The organism is Mycobacterium ulcerans subsp. shinshuense (genome assembly GCF_002355775.1).
Classification (GTDB): Bacteria; Actinomycetota; Actinomycetes; order Mycobacteriales; family Mycobacteriaceae; genus Mycobacterium; species Mycobacterium marinum.
Window position 1 is genome coordinate 5,641,845 of record NZ_AP017624.1, and the last position, 19,783, is coordinate 5,661,627.

The window sequence follows — 19,783 nt, forward strand, 5'->3', positions numbered from 1 at the left end:
TGGCCGAGCGCGCCCGAATGCCAGCTGCTAGTCGTTCAACATGCCGTCGATCAGCCGACGCAACACCTGTCGGCTCTCGCGGCGGGCACGCTTGGGATCATCGGCCGTCGCAATGAACATTGCCGCCTCGTCGAGCGCGCCGATCAACACATGGGCCAGGGGCCGCACCGGGTGGCGATCCAGCTGGCCCGCCCGGATGGCCTCGGTGATCAACTGCTCGGTCATGCCCAGGCTGTAGCGCTGTGCGACATCGCGGAAGCCCGCCCAGCCTAGCACCGCGGGTGCGTCCAACAGGATCAACTGACGCACCTCTGGATCGCCAGACACCTCCAGCCAGGCATCGACGGCAGCACGGATCGCGTCGGCGGGCGTGGCCGCCCCCGAGGTAGCCACCGAGGTAGCCATCCGCGTCATCACGTCCTGTTCCACCGCCTCGACGACCTCACCGAATAGCGCTGCCTTGTCAGCGAATTGGTGGTACATGGCGCCGCGGGTGACGCCGGCTTCCGCGGCGATCTCCGGCGTCCCCACCTCGGCATAGCCGCGACTGCCCCACAGCTTGCGAGCAGCGGTGATCAGCGCCTCGCGGGTAGCCGCGGAGCGCTCCTCTTGCGTGCGTCTCTTGATTTCCATACAACCTGTTGGTAAGTTACCGGCAGCGTGTGTGTAAGTGTATCGAAATGGGAGTCATCCATGCCGACGATCGACATTAACGCCGGAACCAGCCATTACGAAGTAACCGGACCCGAACACGGCAGACGGGTCATGTTCGTGCACGGGTACCTGATGGGTGGCCAGCTATGGCGCCAGATCAGCGAACGGCTTGCCGAGCGGGGCTTGCGTTGCTTCGCGCCGACCTGGCCCCTTGGCGCACACCCGAGGGCATTGGGCCCGGATGCCGACCGATCGATCACCGGCGTGGGTGACCTGGTCGCCGATGTGCTGGCAACCCTGGACCTGCATGATGTGGTGCTGGTAGGCAACGACACCGGTGGGGTCGTCGCACAGTTGGTGGCAGTGCATCATCCCGAGCGTCTTGGCGCGCTGGTGCTCACCAGTTGCGATGCTTTCGAACACTTTCCGCCACCGATTCTCAAGCCGGTGATCCTGGCAGCCAAGTCCAAGAAGATGTTTCGGGCCGCTATTCAAACCATGCGGTCGCCGGCGGCCCGCCGGCGCACCCACGGCGACCTTGCCCACGCCGACATCGATGAGCTGGCGCAGCGCTGGGTACAACCGGCGCTCTCGAATCCGGCGATCGCCGAAGACCTGCGTCAGCTAACCCTGTCATTGCATACCGACGTGTCCAGGGGCGTCGCCGCGCGGCTGCCCGAGTTCAGCAAGCCCGCCCTGATCGCCTGGTCGGCCGACGACAAGTTCTTTGCACTCGAGGACGGCCGGCGCCTCGCCGCCACCATCCCGAACGCCCGACTCGAGCTCATCGAGGGGGCCAGGACGTTTTCGATGCTCGACCGGCCAGATCGATTGGCCGATCTGCTATCAGCGGTGGCCGTACGCACCTAGGGTGCAACGCGCTGGGGACTGACGACGATCCAGCACCGCAACCGGCGCCCGGTTGGACGCCATTCACGCGATGACAATCGCCGCCAACCCCTGTTGCACCCGATCCGGCAGCGAGCCACCCTGACCAAGCCAGTCATCCAGCGCGATGCGCACCACGGCCATCGCCAACGCACCGACCAGCCGCGGCCTCGGGTCTTGGGGTACCAAATTGGGTATCCGCGCTGCAATCAAGTCGGCGATCGCCGATTCGTACCGCACATAGATGTGCAGCGTCCAGGCTTCCAACGTTTCCGAAGACCGGGTAAGCGTTGCCAATTCGCGTACTTGATCTTCCATCTCGGCAAATCCGACCGCGAGCCCACCGAAGGCGCCAACGACCGCCTCGACGGCGCTCAGATGCTCGGGTTGTGCCGCCAGAGCGGTAGCGATCCGGTCCAGCCAGTGCGCTGTCATGCCTTCTGCGACGGCGTCTTCTTTGGAGTTGAAATAACGGAAAAAGGTCGCCCGGCTGATGTCGGCGGTATCGGCGATGCGCTCCACCGTTGCCGCGGCCAACCCCAGATCGGCAACCAGCTGCGCCGCGGCCGTGGCAATGCGCTGGCGGGTCGCGGTGCGCTTGCGCTCGGCAAGCGAGGTGGCTGCGGGTGGCGGAGACATTCGCCCACTATATTCACGCGAACCACTACCGAATGTGTGAGACATAGTCTTATTGTGAGACTATGTCTCACCACCTCGCCAGGCCTGTCGCGGATGCCCCCCAGGCGCTTGCCGTGTGGCAGTTCTTTCAGCGGATGTTCGCAGACGTCACCAAGATCGTGACCGAGGACGCCGAGTCCGAGCCGGAACTCCTGGAAGGACTGCGGGTCATCGCCCGGGTGTCGTCGCTATGCGCGCAAATGTCGGTGGAGTCCGACCCCGCCCGGCCCGTGTTCTTCGATATGTGTCCGCCGAACCGCATGATTGGCGGCCCCAACCCGGAGGGCAACGACTTTCTGGCGATGATCCGCGGCGACCACCGTTACCGGATCACCGGTACCCGGGGCACCAGTTGTTACCTGGGAATACAGATACTGGCCGGCACCGGACTCACGCCGCGGCGAATGGCCGGCTACCTCAGCGACGCCGACTTAGCGCTGCAGTCTGGTGAATTCACGCTGCTGCTTTCGGCACTGGAACCCGGCGAGCTCGGCGGCGGGCAGTGGGTGCAAATCCCCGACGACGCATCGGCGATCGTCGTCCGGGAGTACGTCGGCGATCGCAGCCACGAAGAGCTCGCCAAAATGCGCATCGAGGCCTTCGACCCAGCCCCGGCGCCGCCACCAACCGACGACGAACTTGCGGGACAGTTCACGGCACTGGCGTGGTCCTTGATGAAGCTCACCACGCTGCACCGCACCATCAAGCCCGAACTGCTCGACCACCCCAACACCCTGCTGACCGCCCAGGCCGCCGATCTTGGCGCCGCCGACACCACCCCGGACAACCTGTACATGATCGGGACCTTCCGGCTAGCACCGGGGCAGGCTCTGGTGCCGGACTTCGAGCCACCGGAAACGCGGCACTGGAGTGTCGCCCTGGAAAGCATCTGGCACGAATGTCTGGAGCCGGACAGCAGGCACAGCTCGGTGACCAATCGGGCGGTACGTGCCGGCGCGGATGGCCGGGTGCGTATTGCAATTTCCGAGCAGGACTTCGGTTTTGGACATTGGCTCGACACCGGTGGCCGGCATCGGGGGTTCGTGATCCTGCGCTGGCTGGACAATCCCCAAGCGCCCGACGTCGAGGTGTCGGTACGCCACCGGGAGCAGCGGGCATGAGCATGCCGCAGGATCGGTTCAAGCCCGAACGCCTGATCGCCACCGCCTGCGAGGAAGCCGGAAGCGACGACTTCGGCGCCGACGGGTGGCAAGACGGATTGCAGCGGGTCACCGACGCACTGATCCACGAGGCGCGGTTGTCGGCTATCGGCGTCGAGATCGCCCACCTGGACCTGATGCGCGCATTGCGTAACCGGCTCGGCGTCATCGCGTGGCGCCGCCAGCACCCCGAAATCGCCACGAAGGCAATCGATCAGCCCATCGTCATCGTCGGCCAGCCCCGCACCGGAACGACGATTCTCTACGACTTGCTCGCCTAGGACCCCGACCTTCGGGCACCGCTGACCTGGGAAGTCGATGCGCCGTGTCCGGTCCCCGCGCCCGAGTCGTATCTCAGCGATCCACGAATCGCGCAGACAAAGGCCAGCATCGAACTCTCCGAGCAGATCATTCCCGGCTTCCTGTCCTTTCACCCGATGGGCGCACAGGTCGGACAGGAGTGCGTCCGCATCACGGCCAGCGAATTCACCAGCATGATCTATTCGGTGCAGTACCGGCTACCCAGTTACTACCGCTGGCTGCTGTACGAGGCGGACCACCGCGGCGCCTACCGATTCCATCGAATCTTTCTGCAACACCTTCAATTCGGCGTCTGGGGCCAGTGGCTGCTCAAATCGCCCGCGCATCTGTGGCAGCTGGATGCGCTATTGGCCGAGTACCCCGACGCGTTGATCGTGCAGACACACCGTGACCCACTCAACGTCATCTCCTCAATCGCGGCGCTGACCCATCACCTGCGCCGGATGGCCAGCGACGAATCCAGCATCGCCGAATGCGCGGCCCAGTGCTACGAGGAAATCGTGGTCGGCCTCGACCGGGAGATGGCGCTGCGCGCCGGTGGCGCCCTCCCCGCCGGCCAGGTGATCGACGTGCCCTACACCGACTTCGTTAATGACCCCTGGAACACGATCAGGGGCGTATATCGCAAGCTGGGCCGCGAGCTGGCGCCGGAAACCGAACAACGCATGCGTGACTTCCTGAGGGCTCATCCCGGTGATGGCGGGCGGGGTCGGTACACCTGGTCGGATACCGGCCTGGACGCCAGCGCCGTTCGCGACCGGGTGCGTCCGTATCAAGACCGCTATGGGGTACCCACCAGGGCTCCGGCGTTGTTGATTAGCAGGCTTGTGAGCTGGGGAATTGTGGATTGAGGAGGTCTAGGCGGCGGTTGGCGGTCAAAGCGGTGATCCGGCAGGCTTCGGCGATGTTGTCGGCGTCGTTGAGGCGGTGCAGATTGATCGCAGTGTTGCGTAGCGTTGCTAGGACCTGTGCGCCGTTTCCGGTATGTGCCCTTTGACGGTCTTCGCCGAAGGTGACGCCGCGTATCCAGTGCAGGCTGTTCTCGATTCCCCAGTGTTGACGCATCCAGGTCATGATCGCGGTAGGGCGGGCGTGCTCGAACGGCAGGCTGCAGATGGCATAGACCACCTCCACGCTGCGCTGGTCGATGGCGGTGATCAAGCGTTCACGAGTGATCCGGATGATTTGTTTTGCGTAGGGGAAGCCGATTCCTCGTGCAGCGGTGATGATTTGCAGGGTGCGGGTCTCGACACGGCCGTGGCCGCGGGAGTCGTCGGTAGCGGCTGCGGGCACCTCGGCCCAGGGCAGCGCGGTGATACGCGCAAGTATTTTGGCTTGGTTGGACTTGACGATCATCAGGTAGTGCGACTTCAAGGTGGCGCAGATCAACTTCGCGGTGACGACCTGGGTATGCATCGCATCCACGGTGACCAGCCACCGCAAGCTACCCGGCAGCAGCGTGAGCAGGGCACGTACGCAGGGAATTTCATTGCTTTTCTCGGCGACAGCGAGTTGACCGAGCACCAATCGGGCACGGTGGGCGAACACCGACACAAGATGCGTGGCTGTCGCTTTGGCGCGTAAAGCACCACGCAGCATCTTGCCGTCCAACGCGATCGGCACCAATCCACTGGGGTCGCTGCTGGCCACGTGTGCAGTGAAGTAACTGCCCATCCTGGCGTTGAGGTCGGCGGGGTCTAGCCGAGACAAAACAGCACGGAAGGTCTTCTCACTGGGCCGCCGGAACCGGACCCCTAATTGGGCCAACACATCATCGGGAGCGGTGGCCGCCCATGTGGCAAAACCAGCATAGCCGCGCATCCCCGCGGCAGTGGCCAGAACCGCGATCGCCAACAAAGCCATCAGCGAATACCTCCGACCGCGTGGGTCCCTCGGGTCTGGCACCGAGGCCAACACATCGAGAAACTCCGATCCGATGAGCTCGCTGCGCTCACCAGGACTCCAGCGGTCGAACACCTCTGGAACCGACGACACAGGCAATACTGAAACGATAGGCACGGGCAACTCCAGACCAACGACGAACAGTAACCAACTCGATCGTTCTCCAGATAGCCCGTGCCTACACTCCGGCCCCAATAGCGCGGCACCAAAGATCATCAACCCAGCCCACAAGCCTGCTAATCAACAACGCCGGAGCCCTGCGCGTTCGCCCAGCTCGAAATCGAACGAATGTGGCCCAAGGTGTGGCAGCTCGCCTGCATGCTCGACCATGTCGCCGCGCCGGGCGACTACTTCGAATACCGCTGCGGCCCCTATTCGGTACTGATCGTCCACGACTGCGACGGCGTGCTGCGCGCATTCCAGAATGTGTGTCGCCATCGGGGCAATTCGCTGTGCGCGGGCTCGGGTTCGGGCCTGCGTGAACTGAAGTGCGGCTACCACGGCTGGACCTGGGATCTGACCGGAGAACTGCGGCGAGTGCCCAATCGCAAGGGTTTCGGCTCGCTGCACATGCCCGACTTCCCGTTGCTGCCCGTGCGGGTCGAGACCTGGGAGGGCCTGGTCTTCGTCAGTCTCGACGTCACCGCGATGCCATTGATGGATTACCTGGACCCGATACCCGAAGACATCGCGTGGTGCGGGCTGAGTGATTTTCGCTGCTACGCCACGCTCACCGTGGAAGTCGATGCCAATTGGAAGACCATCGCTGACGGCTACAGCGAGACCTACCACATTCAGACGTTGCATCCCGAATTGTTGCGCTGTGTCGACGATATTCACGCCCCACAACAGATCTGGAGGCACGCTGGGAAGTCGGACCAGCCCTACGGTGTGCCGAGCCCACGCTTCGAAGGCACCCTGAGCGACCAAGAGGTCTGGGACGCTTACGTTTACACGCAGGGTGCGCTGATGGGCGCGGCCGAAGGCACGCCGTTGCCGGCCGACGAGCGCCGGCCCGGCCAGTCGGTTCAGGATCTCATTGCGGCACGCACCCGAGTCTTTGCCGCCACCCGCGGTGTCGACCTCGAGTGGGCCGACACCGATCGGATAACCCGGCTGCATCAGTACAACTTGTTTCCCAACATGACGTTTCTGGCCAACGCGGACCACCTGACCATCATGTGCTCGCGGCCCCAGCCGGAGCACTTCGCCGATCCCGACAAGGGCGAGATGGTGATGTTTCTGATGACGCGGATGCCGCCGGACGCGCCGCACAACAAGCCGACAGACGTCCGGATGGCCGCCGATCAGGCCGAGCCCGGGATCGTGCTCACTCAAGACATCCGAGTGCTCCCGGGTGTCCAGCGCGGCTTGCATCAGCCCGGCTTCACCCATCTGGTGCTGTCCGGCGAGGAACGGCGGATCATCAACATGCACCGCAACCTGGAGCGCTACCTTGATCTACCCGAACCCGAGCGGATGAGCGGGGGCGGACTTCGCCCCGGACCGGGAGCCCCGCGTGTGTGATGGTTCACATCGGGCGGATCGGATCAGCAATCGATCCGGCACCCACCACAGCTCCGGCCGCCGTTTTCGCAGCTGAACAGCGGTCCGAATGCGGCGCCGCGGGCCCCGAATATTATTGTGCGCATCCGCGTTTAACGCTCGATGGTCAAATGTGTCCGGTCTTGGTCGCCCCGGGCCTGCAGCCAACCGCCCGCCCGTGCGGTGTCCGGCCAACCGCCGGGCACCGCCAAATGTGGCCAATCGGGGGAGTGACAAGACGACGAGTCGGTGTGTATGTTAACTGCTCGTCACAACAAAATAGCCAACAACATTGCTGTTGACGCGACGCGGGAGAAACCTCGCTATCGAGGCGCCGTAGGAGCAATCTCCTCCCCGAGAATCTCTCAGCCCCAGTACCGCATCGCCGAGGCGACTCTGGAGACAAGGATCGGTCACCTAGACCGTGCCTTACCGAAGGTGTACGACGTCGCTGTAATGGCGGCGCCACAGACTCTCAGGTTTCAGGACAGAGCGGGGAGGGAGCAACCAGCCCGGTGCGATCCGGGCCCACGGAAACCGGAGTTGCCCCTTGTCTGAAACATATGAACAACTGCACGGCGGTCGCGCTGTCGCTTCCAGTCTCGTGCCCCGTCACATCGGCCCCGATCCTGCGGCGATTGCGCACATGCTCGCCACGGTCGGCTACCCCAGCCTCGATGACCTCATCGATGCTGCCGTGCCGGCGCGGATCCGAAACACCGCGCCGATGGCCCTGTCCGCGGCTCGAACCGAACAGCAGGTGCTCACCGATCTGGCCTCGATGGCCGAACGCAACACGATCCGGGTGTCCATGATCGGCCAGGGCTACTCGCCGTGTGTGACACCAGAAGTGCCGCGCCGCAACCTCATCGAATCGCCGGCTTGGTACACGGCGTATACCCCTTATCAGCCCGAGATCTCGCAGGGCCGTCTCGAGGCGCTGCTGACCTTCCAGACCATGATCGAGGACCTCACCGGGCTGCCACTGGCCGGCGCGTCGTTGCTCGACGAGGCGACAGCGGTCGTGGAAGCGATGCTGCTGATGCGGCGGTCCAACAAGAGCCCGTCTGCACGACTGTTGGTCGACAGCGACTGCTTCACCCAGACCCTGTCGGTGCTTCGGCCCCGTGCGGCAGCGGTGGGCATCGACATCGAACTCGTTGACATCGAAAAGAAGCTGCCCGAGGGCGACTTCTTCGGCATCGTGCTGCAAGCACCCGGCGCCAGCGGCGCGGTACGGCACCTGGGCCGGTTGATCGCCACCGCGAAAGCCCGGGGCGCCATGACCACCGTCGCCGCGGACCTGCTGTCGCTGACCCTGTTGACCCCGCCAGGGGAACTCGGCGCCGACATCGCGGTGGGCTCGGCCCAGAGATTCGGTGTTCCGCTGTTCTTCGGCGGGCCCCACGCCGGGTACATGGCGGTCCGGAGCGGGCTGGAGCGGGCACTGCCGGGCCGGCTGGTCGGGGTGTCCAAGGACGTCAACGGCGCACCGGCCTACCGACTTGCCCTGCAGACGCGCGAACAGCACATCCGCCGCGACAAGGCCACCAGCAACATCTGCACCGCCCAGGCACTGCTGGCCAACGTCGCCGCGATGTACGCCGTCTATCACGGACCGGAGGGGCTGCGCGACATCACTTCTCGAGTTCACGCCCATGCTGTGTCGATTGCGGCCAGCCTGCGCCACCACGGTTACACCGTGGCCCATGACCAGTTCTTCGACACCGTGCTGGTCGAAGTCCCAGGCCGCGCCGGCGAATTGATCGCACGCGCGGAAAGCCTCGGCATCAATCTGCGACGTGCGGGTTCTGATCATGTCGGAATCAGCTGCGACGAGACCACCACCACTGAGGTCATCACTTTGGTGCTCAAGGCCTTCGATGTCGAACGCATCGCGCCGAGCCGATCCCCCCCTGGGCTCGGAGTTGCTCAGGACAACGCCCTACCTGCAGCACGGCGTATTCCACGAACACCGCTCCGAGACCGCCATGATGCGGTTCCTGCGCAAGCTCTCGGATCGCGACCTGGCCCTGGACCGCACCATGATCCCGCTGGGTTCGTGCACCATGAAGCTCAACTCCGCGGTCGAAATGGCCCCGATCAGCTGGCCGGAGTTCGCGGCCATCCACCCGCACGCCCCGATTGGGCAGACCACGGGATATCGGGAGCTGATCGCCGATCTCGAGCGCTGGCTGGCCGAGATCACCGGCTACGACCGCGTCTCGCTGCAGCCCAACGCGGGATCCCAGGGCGAACTCGCCGGCCTGCTCGCCATTCACGGCTACCACGCCAGTCGCGGCGAGCAGCAACGCCGAATCTGCCTGATTCCGCAGTCGGCTCATGGCACCAACGCGGCCTCGGCGGTGCTGGCCGGCATGCAGGTGGTCGTGGTGACCACCGCCGCCGACGGCAGCATCGACCTAGCCGACCTGCGCGCGCCAAGATCAGCACCCATTCAGCGGAGCTGGCGGCCATCATGCTCACCTACCCGTCCACCCATGGTGTCTACGAGCCCGACGTCACCACCGTGTGCGATCTGGTGCACAAGGCGGGCGGCCAGGTGTACATCGACGGCGCCAACCTCAACGCGCTGGTGGGAATCGCGCGGCCGGGCCATTTCGGCGGCGACGTCTCACATCTGAACCTGCACAAGACATTCTGCATTCCGCACGGCGGGGGTGGACCCGGTGTGGGCCCGGTCGCGGTGCGGGCGCACCTGGCCCCGTTCCTGCCGGACGACCCGCACCAGGACACCAGTGACTCGTCGGTGGCGGCGGCGAACTACGGATCAGCCGGGATCTTGCCGATCACCTGGGCCTATATCGCTCTGATGGGTCCCGACGGCCTGGCCACGGCCACCAAGTCGGCCGTGCTGTCAGCCAACTACCTGGCCGCCAGGCTCAACGACCACTACCCGGTGCTCTACACCGGTCCACACGGATTGGTCGCCCACGAGTGCATTCTGGATCTGCGGGAATTGACCCGCCGCTCCGGAGTGACCGCAGAGGACGTCGCCAAGCGGCTCATCGACTATGGATTCCACGCCCTCACGCTGGCGTTTCCGGCAAGCGGCACACTGATGGTGGAACCGACCGAGTCCGAAGATCTGGCCGAGCTCGACCGGTTCGTCGATGCGATGGTCGCCATCCGCGGCGAAATCGACCTGGTCATGTGGGGCGAGTGCCCTTTGAGGCCAGCCCACTGCGCCAAGCCCCGCACACCGCCGAAATGGTGTGTGCAGATACCTGGGACCTGCCGTACCCGCGCAGTGTGGCCGCATTCCCGGCGCCCTGGCTGGTCACCGACAAGTACTGGCCTCCGGTGCGGCGCATCGATGGCGTACACGGCGATCGCAACCTGGTCTGCTCGTGCCCGTCGCCAGCGGCCTTCGAGTCAACGTTGCCGCCGAAATCCGCTTCACTTCAAGTACTTTGACCAGCAAGGGAATAGACATGACGACCAGCAGAATCACACCGGCCACTCCATTGCTGCAGCAGCACCATGAGCTGGGTGCCCGTTTCACCGACTTTGCCGGCTGGCAAATGCCGGTGCGCTACGGCAGCGAGCTCACCGAACATCACACCGTGCGCAGCGCCGCCGGATTGTTCGATCTGTCGCACATGGGCGAAATCGAGGTCCTCGGTCCCGGGGCCGCGGCCGCCCTGGACTACGCGTTGGTGGGCGCGTTCTCCGGCCTCAAGGTAGGAAAGGCCAAGTACTCACTGCTGTGCCGGGAGGACGGCGGTGTGATCGATGACCCGGTGGCATATCGGCTCGCCGAGGACAATTTCCTCGTCGTTGCCAACGCCGCCAACGTGGCGGCCGTCTACGAAGCGCTGGTCCAACGGGCCGCCGGATTCGACGCCACGGTGACCGACCGCTCCCAGGACACCGCGCTCATCGCGTTGCAGGGACCCGTCGCCGAGCGGATGCTGTGCAAGGTGGTCGCCGAGGCCGACCGGGCCACGGTCACCGAGCTCAAGTACTACGCGGCCACGCAAGTACAGCTGGGCGAGATACCAGTGCTGCTGGCCCGCACCGGATACACCGGCGAAGACGGATTCGAACTCTACGTCGACAACGCGCACGCCGCCCCGGTCTGGCACCTGCTACTCGACGCCGGTCGCGCCGACGGCGTCATCCCGGCCGGATAGGCCTGCCGCGACACGCTGCGGCTGGAAGCCGGTATGGCGCTCTACGGCCATGAACTCTCGCTGGAGACCAGCCCATACGACGCGGGACTGGGCCGAACGGTACGACTCGAGAAGTACTTCGTCGGCCGCGATGCCCTCGCCGAACTGGCCGCGCAGGGACCGCGACGCACGCTGATCGGCCTGCAGGGACTCGGCAAGCGCGCCGCTCGGGCCGGATATGCGGTGTACACCGAGGACGGCCAGCGGCAGATCGGGACGGTCACGTCGGGGGCCCTTTCTCCCACGCTGGGCTACCCGATCGCGATCAGCTACGTCGACGCCGGCACGGTAGACGCTGATTCCATTGTCGCCGTGGATATCCGGGGCAGCATGGAACGCTTCCGGGTAGTCGCGACACCGTTCTACGTGCGACCGCGCCCAGCCTGATCCTCATGACCATCGCGACCGCCCACGCATCCCAAGAAAGGCGACCATGACCGACCGCAAAATACCTGGCGACCGCAGCTACACCGCTGACCACGAGTGGATCGACATCGCGCCCGGTGCGGCCACACCCGACGGTCCCGTCCGCGTCGGCATCACCTCGGTGGCCGTCGAAGCCCTCGGCGACCTCGTCTTCGTGCAACTGCCCGAGGTCGGCGGGACCGTCTCCGCGGGCGAATCCTGCGGGGAAGTGGAATCGACAAAGACCGTTTCGGATTTGATCGCCCCCGCCAGCGGTGAGATCGTCGAGGTCAACACCGCCGCCGTCGATGACCCGGCAACCATCGCCACCGATCCCTACGGCGCGGGATGGCTGTACTCCGTGCAGCCGACGGCCGTAGGAGATCTGTTGACCGCCAGCGAGTACGCCGGACAGAACGGACTAAGCTTGTGAGCATCCTCAACGAATCCCTAAGCACCTTCGACCCCGACATCGCGGCCCTGATCGACAGCGAGCTCAACCGCCAGGAAACCGGGCTGGAAATGTTCGCCTCGGAGAACTACGCACCGCTGGCGGTGATGCAGGCCCAAGGCTCGGTCCTGACCAACAAGTACGCCGAGGGCTACCCGGGCCGGCGCTACTACGGCGGCTGCGAATTCGTCGACGGCGTGGAGCAATTGGCCATCGACCGCGTCAAAGCGCTCTTCGGCGCCGAAGACGCCAACGTGCAACCACATTCGGGTGCGACTGCCAATGCGTCCTCCATGCACGCGTTGCTCAATCCCGGAGACACCATTCTCGGGCTCTCGCTGGCTCACGGGGGCCACCTCACCCACGGGATGCGGATCAATTTCTCCGGCAAGCTCTACAACGTCGCGGCCTATGAGGTGTCCAAAGACGACTACCTCATTGACATGGATGCCGTCGCTCAAGCAGCCCGCGATCACCAGCCCAAGATGATCATCGCGGGCTGGTCGGCATACCCCCGGCAGTTGGACTTCGCCCGATTCCGTGAGATCGCCGACGAGGTCGGTGCCGTGCTGATGGTCGACATGGCACATTTCGCCGGCCTGGTCGCCACCGGCCTGCACCCCAGCCCGGTGCCGCACGCGCACGTCGTCACCTCCACCACGCACAAGACGCTGGGTGGGCCGCGCGGCGGCATCATCTTGTCCAACGATGCGGCCATCGCCAAGAAGATCAACTCCGCGGTGTTCCCCGGCCAGCAGGGCGGGCCGCTCGAACACGTCATCGCCGCGAAGGCCACCGCCTTCAAAATGGCTGCGCAGCCCGAATTCGTGCAGCGCCAACAGCGTTGCCTCGACGGTGCCCAAATCCTGGCCGATCGGTTGAACCAGCCCGATGTCGCCGAACGGGGCATCACCGTGCTGACCGGCGGAACCGACGTTCACCTGGTGCTGGTCGACCTGCGCAACGCCGACCTTGATGGCCAGCAAGCCGAGGACCGGCTGGCCGCCGTCGACATCACGGTCAACCGCAACGCCGTCCCATTCGATCCGCGGCCCCCGATGGTCACCTCCGGGCTGCGCATCGGCACCCCCGCGCTGGCCTCGCGCGGCTTCTCCCACGATGACTTCGGTGCCGTAGCCGACATCGTCGCGGCGGCGCTGACCGCTGCTGACGACGACCAGCTGGGTGAGCTGCGCAAGCAGGTCCAGGAGCTCGCCGCGCGCTATCCGCTGTACCCGGAACTGCACAAGCCATGACGATCAGCGTTTTCGAACTCTTCACCGTGGGCATCGGGCCCTCCAGTTCCCACACCGTGGGCCCGATGCGCGCGGCCAACGAGTTCATCGCTGCGCTGCGCAGCGCGGGGCAGCGCGATGCCGTCGCCGCGGTACAAATCGATCTCTTCGGCTCACTCGCGGCCACCGGCGCGGGCCACGGGACCATGTCCGCGGTGCTACTCGGCCTGGAAGGCTTTCAGCCCGAGGCGATCAGCAGCGAAGCCAAGGAGCGCCGGCTCGCCGAAATCGCCGAGTCCGGAGTCACCCGGATCGACGGCACCGTGGCGGTCCCCCTTACCGAGGGGGACGTCAAGCTGCATCCCGACGTCGTCTTGCCCACCCACCCCAACGGGATGACGCTGACCGCCACCGATTCCGGCGGGCGGGTGCTGGCCACCGAGACCTACTTCTCTGTCGGCGGCGGTTTTATCGTCACAGCGGGTTCCGATCACAGCGACAACCGCCATTCATGTCGCACCCCCCTGCCGTACTCCTCGGGCCAGGAGTTGCTCGACATCTGCGACCAATTCGGCATCTCGATCAGCGAGGTGGCGCTACGCAACGAATCATGCTGTCGTAGTGCACAAGACGTCAGAAGCGGTCTGCTGCACCTACGCGACGTCATGGTGGAGTGCGAACAGCAGAGCATTTCGCGCGACGGTTTACTCCCTGGCAGCCTGCAGGTGCGGCGTCGCGCGAAGAGCTGGTATGAGCGCTTGAACGCCGAAGACCCGAACCGCAAACCCGAATTCGCCGAGGATTGGGTCAACCTGGTTGCGCTGGCCGTCAATGAGGAGAACGCTTCCGGCGGCCGCGTCGTCACGGCGCCAACAAACGGTGCGGCCGGCATTGTGCCCGCCGTCCTGCATTACGCCGCCCACTACACACGGGCCGGTACCGCGGACTCCGACGACGCCACGGTTCGTTTTCTGCTGACCGCGGGCGCCATCGGATCCCTATTCAAGGAGCGGGCGTCGATTTCCGGGGCCGAGGTGGGCTGTCAGGGCGAAGTCGGCTCCGCGGCCGCGATGGCCGCCGCCGGACTGGCAGAGGTCCTCGGTGGCACGCCGCGGCAAGTGGAGAACGCCGCCGAGATCGCCATGGAACACAGCCTTGGCCTGACCTGCGATCCCATCGCCGGGCTGGTGCAGATCCCCTGCATCGAGCGCAACGCGATCTCCGCGGGTAAGGCCATCAACGCCGCCCGAATGGCGCTGCGGGGTGACGGTTTCCACCGCGTGACCCTTGACCAGGTGATCGACACCATGCGGGCTACCGGCGCCGACATGCACGCCAAGTACAAGGAGACCTCGGCCGGCGGCCTGGCCATCAACGTCGCTGTCAACATCGTCGAGTGCTGAGGACGTTTCGGTCGCTCCCCATGCCGCCGGTGCAGCCCGCCTCGATCCCCTTCGCCGCGCATTGGCACCTGTTACAGTCACCCGCGCCGGCAAGCGAAGACTGATTGGGGTAGCCGCATGGCTGATGACACACCGGAGCACATTGTCGAATCCACCGACGTAGTCGCGATCGGTTTTGGCGCGGCAGGTGTGTCCGCGGCCATCACGGCACGCGAACAGGGCGTGCAGGTGGTAGCGCTGGATCGGGCTAATGGTGGTGGCGCAACCGCGATATCGGGCGGCATCATCTATGCCGGCGGTGGTACGGCGGTCCAGCAGCAAGCCGGTGTGCGCGACAGCTTCGAACAGATGCTGACCTATCTCCGCCTGGAAGTCGCAGATGCAGTCAGCGAGTCGACCCTGGAATCATTCGTGCGCGGTAGCCCCGAGATGATCGACTGGCTGAGCAACTACGGCGTGCCTTTCGACTCCACCGTTTGTCCCTACAAAACCTCGTTTCCGAATAATCACTACTACCTCTACCACTCGGGTAGCGAGAATTCCGGGGCGTTTCGCAGCCACACTCCGCCCGTCCAGCGCGGACACCGAGTCAAGGGAAAAGGCACCTCGGGCAAGCAGCTATATGCGCCACTGGCCAAAGCCGCACTCTCCCTTGGTGTTCAGTTCTACCCCCACACCAAGGTGACAAAGCTGCTGCAGGACTCGACGGGTCGGGTGACCGGAGTCGAAGCGATGACGATGCACGATGCGCCACCCCGCATTCGGCGGGCGTATGCCGCGTTGGCGGCGGTGTCCACCAAGCCCGGGATCTACTATCCGCCGCTGCGAAACTTGATGGAGCGCCGCCTACGTGCCCTTGAGCGACGCTACGCCCGCGCGGTTCAGATCCGGGCACGCCGAGGGGTGATCGTGTGTGCCGGTGGCTTCATCGCCAACAGCGAATGGATCAAACGGTATGCCCCGCGCTACGTGACCGGGCTTCAACTCGGCACCAGCGGTGATGACGGCAGCGGTATTGCGCTGGCACAGAGCGTGGGAGCGGTCACCGAACGGATGGACAACGTCTCAGCGTGGCGCTTCATCACGCCACCGAGCGCATTCATCAGCACCGTCATGGTCGACCAGCAAGGTCAACGCGTCATCGACGAGAGTCGGTACGGCGCTGCGGTCGGCAAAGCCTTGGTGCACGATCACAACGCCAGGGCATGGCTGGTCGCCGATGCGGACTTGATGAATGAAGCTCGGCGCCAGATGCTCAAGCAGCCGTTGTGGTTTCAGCGCGCTCAAGCCGCGGCATTGATGGTCGCCGATTCGGTGAGGGCCGAGACGCTGGCCGACGTGGCGCGCAAGGCGGGCGTCGATCCCGACGGCCTGCAGGCCACCGTCGACGCGCACAACAACGCAATCGACGCCACAGCGACAGACCCCGCCGGTAAGCCCGCGGAATTTGTGCGCCGAGTAGCCCGCGCTCCTTTCACCCTGCTGAACATCTCGGTTCGGCCCAGCCTGCTCAACCCCACCCCGATGCTGACCCTCGGCGGGATCAAGGTCGATGAACAGACCGGAGCCGTGCTCGACGCATCCGGTGCGGCGATTCCCGGTTTGTTCGGTGCGGGTCGCACGGCAACCGGCATCTGCTCCAACTCCTATGTCAGCGGGCTGTCCATCGCAGATTGCGTGTTTTCCGGGCGTCGCGCCGGCACCCACGCCGCCAGCGCCGCGCTCGAATAGCCCACCGGCAGCGCAACGGGGAAGCCGGCTCGGGCAAGTTCGGATCCGGAAACGGTCGTCACGGCGCGGGGTCGGTCAGGTAATGCACGATCACCGGCCGCAGCCATCTGATGAGTTCCTCGTCGTCCATATGCAGCAACGGCGGGAGGCCGATTACGTAGCGGGCCGTCGCCACACCGACCATTTGCGCTGCCACCAGCGCGGCGCGTTCGGGCCCCCGGTCCGGCACGATCGCCGATAGCGCTGGGCCGACCCGGTCGACGAACACCTCGACCAGCGCGTCCGCCGCGTCACGGTTGGTCGCGGCCGCCCGCAGTAGCGGGAGGAATGTCCCCCTGGGCCCCCAGACCCTGAGGAAATTGGGCAGCAGCGCGTCGGCGATGCGGTCCATTGGGATGCCCGAGAGATCCGGGAATTTGATGTCGAATCGGGTGGCTGCCGTGAAGAGCCCCGCCTTGCTGCCGAAGTAGTGCATGACCAGCGCCGGATCGACCCCGGCGGCCTTGGCCACCGATCGGATGGTTGTTCGCTCGAACCCGTTCTCCCCGAACTGGGACAGTGCGGCGTCCAGGATCGCTGACCGGGTGGCGGTTGCGTCTCGCGTCTTCACGGGCATGCCAATCAGTGTATTCAACGATCGTTGACAGTGGGGATATTGAGATCTAACCCATAGCGGATTGCCATCTTGGCCGCTCAGTAGCCCAGTGCTTCGCGTAGTGCGGCGGCGCGTAGTGCTGCGGCTAGTTGCTGGTCGATCTCGGGGGGACTGGCTGTGACCGGCGCGTGGTCTGCGGTTTCGCCGGGCTCGTGGCCGCCGATGAGGGCCTCGGTCCAGGCCCGGTCCTCGGTGTAGAGCGATTCCTGGCCGGTCTGGTCACGCTTGTCTTTGGGGCTGCTGTGGCCGTGTCCGCCGTGACCCACCGGCGCCATGCCCATCCCGCCGCGGCCCGCGGCAGCGCCGGTCCCGCGAGCGGCCCCGCGGCCGGCGGCGACCCCACCCGCGGCGGCCGCCGAAGCCGGGGCACCGGCGCCGGACGGCGATTGCAGCGGCATCGCCGCGCCCGCACCAGCCCCACCACCGAGCGCGGCCGGTTTCAGCGCCGGCCCACCCGGCACCCCCGAGGCCGCGGCCAGACCCGCCTTCGACGCCGATCCCATCCCGCCCATCGACGGGATGCCGCCCATCATCGGCATCATCGGCAGGCCCCCGGTTCCGGTGCCCGACCCCGAGGTCGATCCCGGCGTGGGAGTCGGATCCGGTGTCGGAGTCGGGTCCGGAGTGGGTGCCGGTGGCGGGCTGTACGCGGTGGGCGGCACCGGTGGATTCAATGGCGACAGCGGTAGATTCGCCTTCTTGGTGTACTCGGTGAGCACCGACTCCGACTTGTTCTGGTAGTCGGTGTACTGCTTCAAAATCACGTCTAGTTCTTTATTTGCTATGGCCAACTCCATATTGCGCATCCACGCCTTGCTCTCATGCTCAGCTTTTATCTTGTATTCCTCGGCTTGCTCCCACTGTTTGTCGAGTTTGTCCAACTGCGCGACCGTGGGGTGCTGAGCAGGGCTCCGGCGTTGTTGATTAGCAGGCTTGTGAGCTGGGTTGATGATCTTTGATGCCGCGCTATTGGGGCCGGAGTGTAGGCACGGGCTATCTGGAGAACGATCGAGTTGGTTACTGTTCGTCGTTGGTCTGGAGTTGCCCGTGCCTACCGTTTCAGTATTGCCTGTGTCGTCGGTTCCAGAGGTGTTCGACCGCTGGAGTCCTGGTGAGCGCAGCGAGCTCATCGGATCGGAGTTTCTCGATGTGTTGGCCTCGGTGCCAGACCCGAGGGACCCACGCGGTCGGAGGTATTCGCTGATGGCTTTGTTGGCGATCGCGGTTCTGGCCACTGCCGCGGGGATGCGCGGCTATGCTGGTTTTGCCACATGGGCGGCCACCGCTCCCGATGATGTGTTGGCCCAATTAGGGGTCCGGTTCCGGCGGCCCAGTGAGAAGACCTTCCGCGCTGTTTTGTCTCGGCTAGACCCCGCCGACCTCAACGCCAGGATGGGCAGTTACTTCACTGCACACGTGGCCAGCAGCGACCCCAGTGGATTGGTGCCGATCGCGTTGGACGGCAAGATGCTGCGTGGTGCTTTACGCGCCAAAGCGACAGCCACGCATCTCGTGTCGGTGTTCGCCCACCGTGCCCGATTGGTGCTCGGTCAACTCGCTGTCGCCGAGAAAAGCAATGAAATTCCCTGTGTACGTGCCCTGCTCACGCTGCTGCCGGGTAGCTTGCGGTGGCTGGTCACCGTGGATGCGATGCATACCCAGGTCGTCACCGCGAAGTTGATCTGCGCCACCTTGAAGTCGCACTACCTGATGATCGTCAAGTCCAACCAAGCCAAAATACTTGCGCGTATCACCGCGCTGCCCTGGGCCGAGGTGCCCGCAGCCGCTACCGACGACTCCCGCGGCCACGGCCGTGTCGAGACCCGCACCCTGCAAATCATCACCGCTGCACGAGGAATCGGCTTCCCCTACGCAAAACAAATCATCCGGATCACTCGTGAACGCTTGATCACCGCCACCGACCAGCGCAGCGTGGAGGTGGTCTATGCCATCTGCAGCCTGCCGTTCGAGCACGCCCGCCCTACCGCGATCATGACCTGGATGCGTCAACACTGGGGAATCGAGAACAGCCTGCACTGGATACGCGACGTCACCTTCGACGAAGACCGTCAAAGGGCACATACCGGAAACGGCGCACAGGTCCTAGCAACGCTACGCAACACCGCGATCAATCTGCACCGCCTCAACGGCGCCGACAACATCGCCGAAGCCTGCCGGATCACCGCTTTGACCGCCAACCGCCGCCTAGACCTCCTCAATCCACAATTCCCCAGCTCACAAGCCTGCTAATCAACAACGCCGGAGCCCTGGGTCTCAACCCGAAAGTAAGGGACTGCCATTTGCCGCAACCTAGCGCAATGGAATCAATCGATCACGCACTCGCAATGTAAAGGAATTCGTCATGATCGTCGTCGGTGCCATCCTGTTGAACCTGGGATTTGTGTTCGGTATTCATTTGTTGACCACCCTTGGTGTCATCCTGTTGGTGATCGGTGCGGTGTTGTGGGTCATGGGTTCGGTGGGGCGCCCGGTGGCCGGCCGGCGGTATTGGTACTGACCGCCGGAGTTCAACGCCCGCCTTTCACAGCCTGCGCATAG

The 19,783-nt window shown here is 64.8% G+C and carries 13 protein-coding genes, 4 pseudogenes and 1 riboswitch; of the genes and pseudogenes, 12 read left to right on the top strand and 5 right to left on the bottom strand.

Features of this window, described 5'->3' with window-relative positions; translation table 11 throughout:
* Positions 1-27 precede the first annotated feature (27 nt).
* Entirely contained in the window at positions 28-633 is a 606-nt protein-coding gene (locus SHTP_RS25060; RefSeq protein WP_020727702.1) for a TetR/AcrR family transcriptional regulator, read from the bottom strand.
* Between the two features lie 60 nt (positions 634-693).
* Here SHTP_RS25060 and SHTP_RS25065 point away from each other — a divergent pair, with 60 nt between their 5' ends.
* On the top strand, positions 694-1,524 hold the full coding sequence (locus tag SHTP_RS25065) for an alpha/beta fold hydrolase (protein WP_096372116.1): 831 nt from the start codon (positions 694-696) through the stop codon (positions 1,522-1,524).
* A 63-nt stretch (positions 1,525-1,587) separates the two neighbouring features.
* Here SHTP_RS25065 and SHTP_RS25070 read toward each other — a convergent pair whose 3' ends face one another.
* Positions 1,588-2,181 (bottom strand): TetR family transcriptional regulator, encoded by a 594-nt coding sequence (locus SHTP_RS25070; RefSeq protein WP_096372117.1) that lies wholly within the window; start codon positions 2,179-2,181, stop codon positions 1,588-1,590.
* A gap of 62 nt (positions 2,182-2,243) precedes the next feature.
* Here SHTP_RS25070 and SHTP_RS25075 point away from each other — a divergent pair, with 62 nt between their 5' ends.
* Positions 2,244-3,341 (top strand): DUF1214 domain-containing protein, encoded by a 1,098-nt coding sequence (locus SHTP_RS25075; RefSeq protein WP_096372118.1) that lies wholly within the window; start codon positions 2,244-2,246, stop codon positions 3,339-3,341.
* Positions 3,338-4,552 (top strand): annotated as a pseudogene (locus SHTP_RS25080) (sulfotransferase family protein). The gene SHTP_RS25075 and the pseudogene SHTP_RS25080 overlap by 4 nt, the downstream one beginning before the upstream one ends.
* On the opposite strand, the gene SHTP_RS25085 reads toward SHTP_RS25080, so the two are convergent.
* Positions 4,518-5,720 carry an ISAs1-like element IS2404/ISMul1 family transposase gene (locus SHTP_RS25085; RefSeq protein WP_420873056.1) on the bottom strand — a complete coding sequence of 401 codons (1,203 nt, stop codon included), beginning with the start codon at positions 5,718-5,720 and terminating at the stop codon, positions 4,518-4,520. The pseudogene SHTP_RS25080 and the gene SHTP_RS25085 sit on opposite strands and share 35 nt — an antisense overlap.
* Before the next feature lie 144 nt (positions 5,721-5,864).
* On the opposite strand from SHTP_RS25085, the pseudogene SHTP_RS25090 reads away from it, so the two are divergent.
* The 7 genes and pseudogenes from SHTP_RS25090 to SHTP_RS25120 all read left to right on the top strand — a co-directional run.
* Positions 5,865-7,130: pseudogene (locus SHTP_RS25090) on the top strand (aromatic ring-hydroxylating oxygenase subunit alpha); the annotation flags it as partial.
* Between the two features lie 317 nt (positions 7,131-7,447).
* A riboswitch (glycine riboswitch) is annotated at positions 7,448-7,538 on the top strand.
* 256 nt (positions 7,539-7,794) lie between these two features.
* Positions 7,795-10,586, top strand: a pseudogene (gene gcvP / locus SHTP_RS25095) (aminomethyl-transferring glycine dehydrogenase).
* 17 nt (positions 10,587-10,603) lie between these two features.
* Positions 10,604-11,731: pseudogene (gene gcvT, locus SHTP_RS25100) on the top strand (glycine cleavage system aminomethyltransferase GcvT).
* Between the two features lie 46 nt (positions 11,732-11,777).
* Complete coding sequence (gene gcvH / locus SHTP_RS25105; RefSeq protein ID WP_096372121.1) at positions 11,778-12,182, top strand: glycine cleavage system protein GcvH; 405 nt, start codon at positions 11,778-11,780, stop codon at positions 12,180-12,182.
* Positions 12,179-13,456 carry a serine hydroxymethyltransferase gene (gene glyA / locus SHTP_RS25110; RefSeq protein ID WP_096372122.1) on the top strand — a complete coding sequence of 426 codons (1,278 nt, stop codon included), beginning with the start codon at positions 12,179-12,181 and terminating at the stop codon, positions 13,454-13,456. The genes gcvH and glyA overlap by 4 nt, the downstream gene beginning before the upstream one ends.
* The gene (locus tag SHTP_RS25115; protein ID WP_096372123.1) at positions 13,453-14,838 is read left to right on the top strand and encodes an L-serine ammonia-lyase; all 1,386 of its coding nucleotides are present in this window, start codon (positions 13,453-13,455) and stop codon (positions 14,836-14,838) included. The genes glyA and SHTP_RS25115 overlap by 4 nt, the downstream gene beginning before the upstream one ends.
* Before the next feature lie 117 nt (positions 14,839-14,955).
* Positions 14,956-16,569 (top strand): FAD-binding protein, encoded by a 1,614-nt coding sequence (locus SHTP_RS25120; RefSeq protein ID WP_096372124.1) that lies wholly within the window; start codon positions 14,956-14,958, stop codon positions 16,567-16,569.
* A 58-nt stretch (positions 16,570-16,627) separates the two neighbouring features.
* Here the strand turns inward: SHTP_RS25120 and SHTP_RS25125 are convergent, their stop codons facing one another.
* Both SHTP_RS25125 and SHTP_RS25130 read right to left on the bottom strand, forming a co-directional pair.
* The gene (locus SHTP_RS25125; RefSeq protein WP_172900603.1) at positions 16,628-17,185 is read right to left on the bottom strand and encodes a TetR/AcrR family transcriptional regulator; all 558 of its coding nucleotides are present in this window, start codon (positions 17,183-17,185) and stop codon (positions 16,628-16,630) included.
* Positions 17,186-17,262: 77 nt separating this feature from the next.
* The gene (locus SHTP_RS25130; RefSeq protein WP_420872922.1) at positions 17,263-18,354 is read right to left on the bottom strand and encodes a PPE domain-containing protein; all 1,092 of its coding nucleotides are present in this window, start codon (positions 18,352-18,354) and stop codon (positions 17,263-17,265) included.
* Here SHTP_RS25130 and SHTP_RS25135 point away from each other — a divergent pair.
* Positions 18,272-19,474: an ISAs1-like element IS2404/ISMul1 family transposase gene (locus SHTP_RS25135; protein WP_420811867.1), complete on the top strand. Its 1,203-nt coding sequence runs from the start codon at positions 18,272-18,274 to the stop codon at positions 19,472-19,474. The two genes, SHTP_RS25130 and SHTP_RS25135, sit on opposite strands and share 83 nt — an antisense overlap.
* Positions 19,475-19,586: 112 nt before the next feature.
* Positions 19,587-19,742 (top strand): DUF6131 family protein, encoded by a 156-nt coding sequence (locus tag SHTP_RS28105; protein WP_096372126.1) that lies wholly within the window; start codon positions 19,587-19,589, stop codon positions 19,740-19,742.
* The last annotated feature ends 41 nt before the right edge of the window (positions 19,743-19,783 follow it).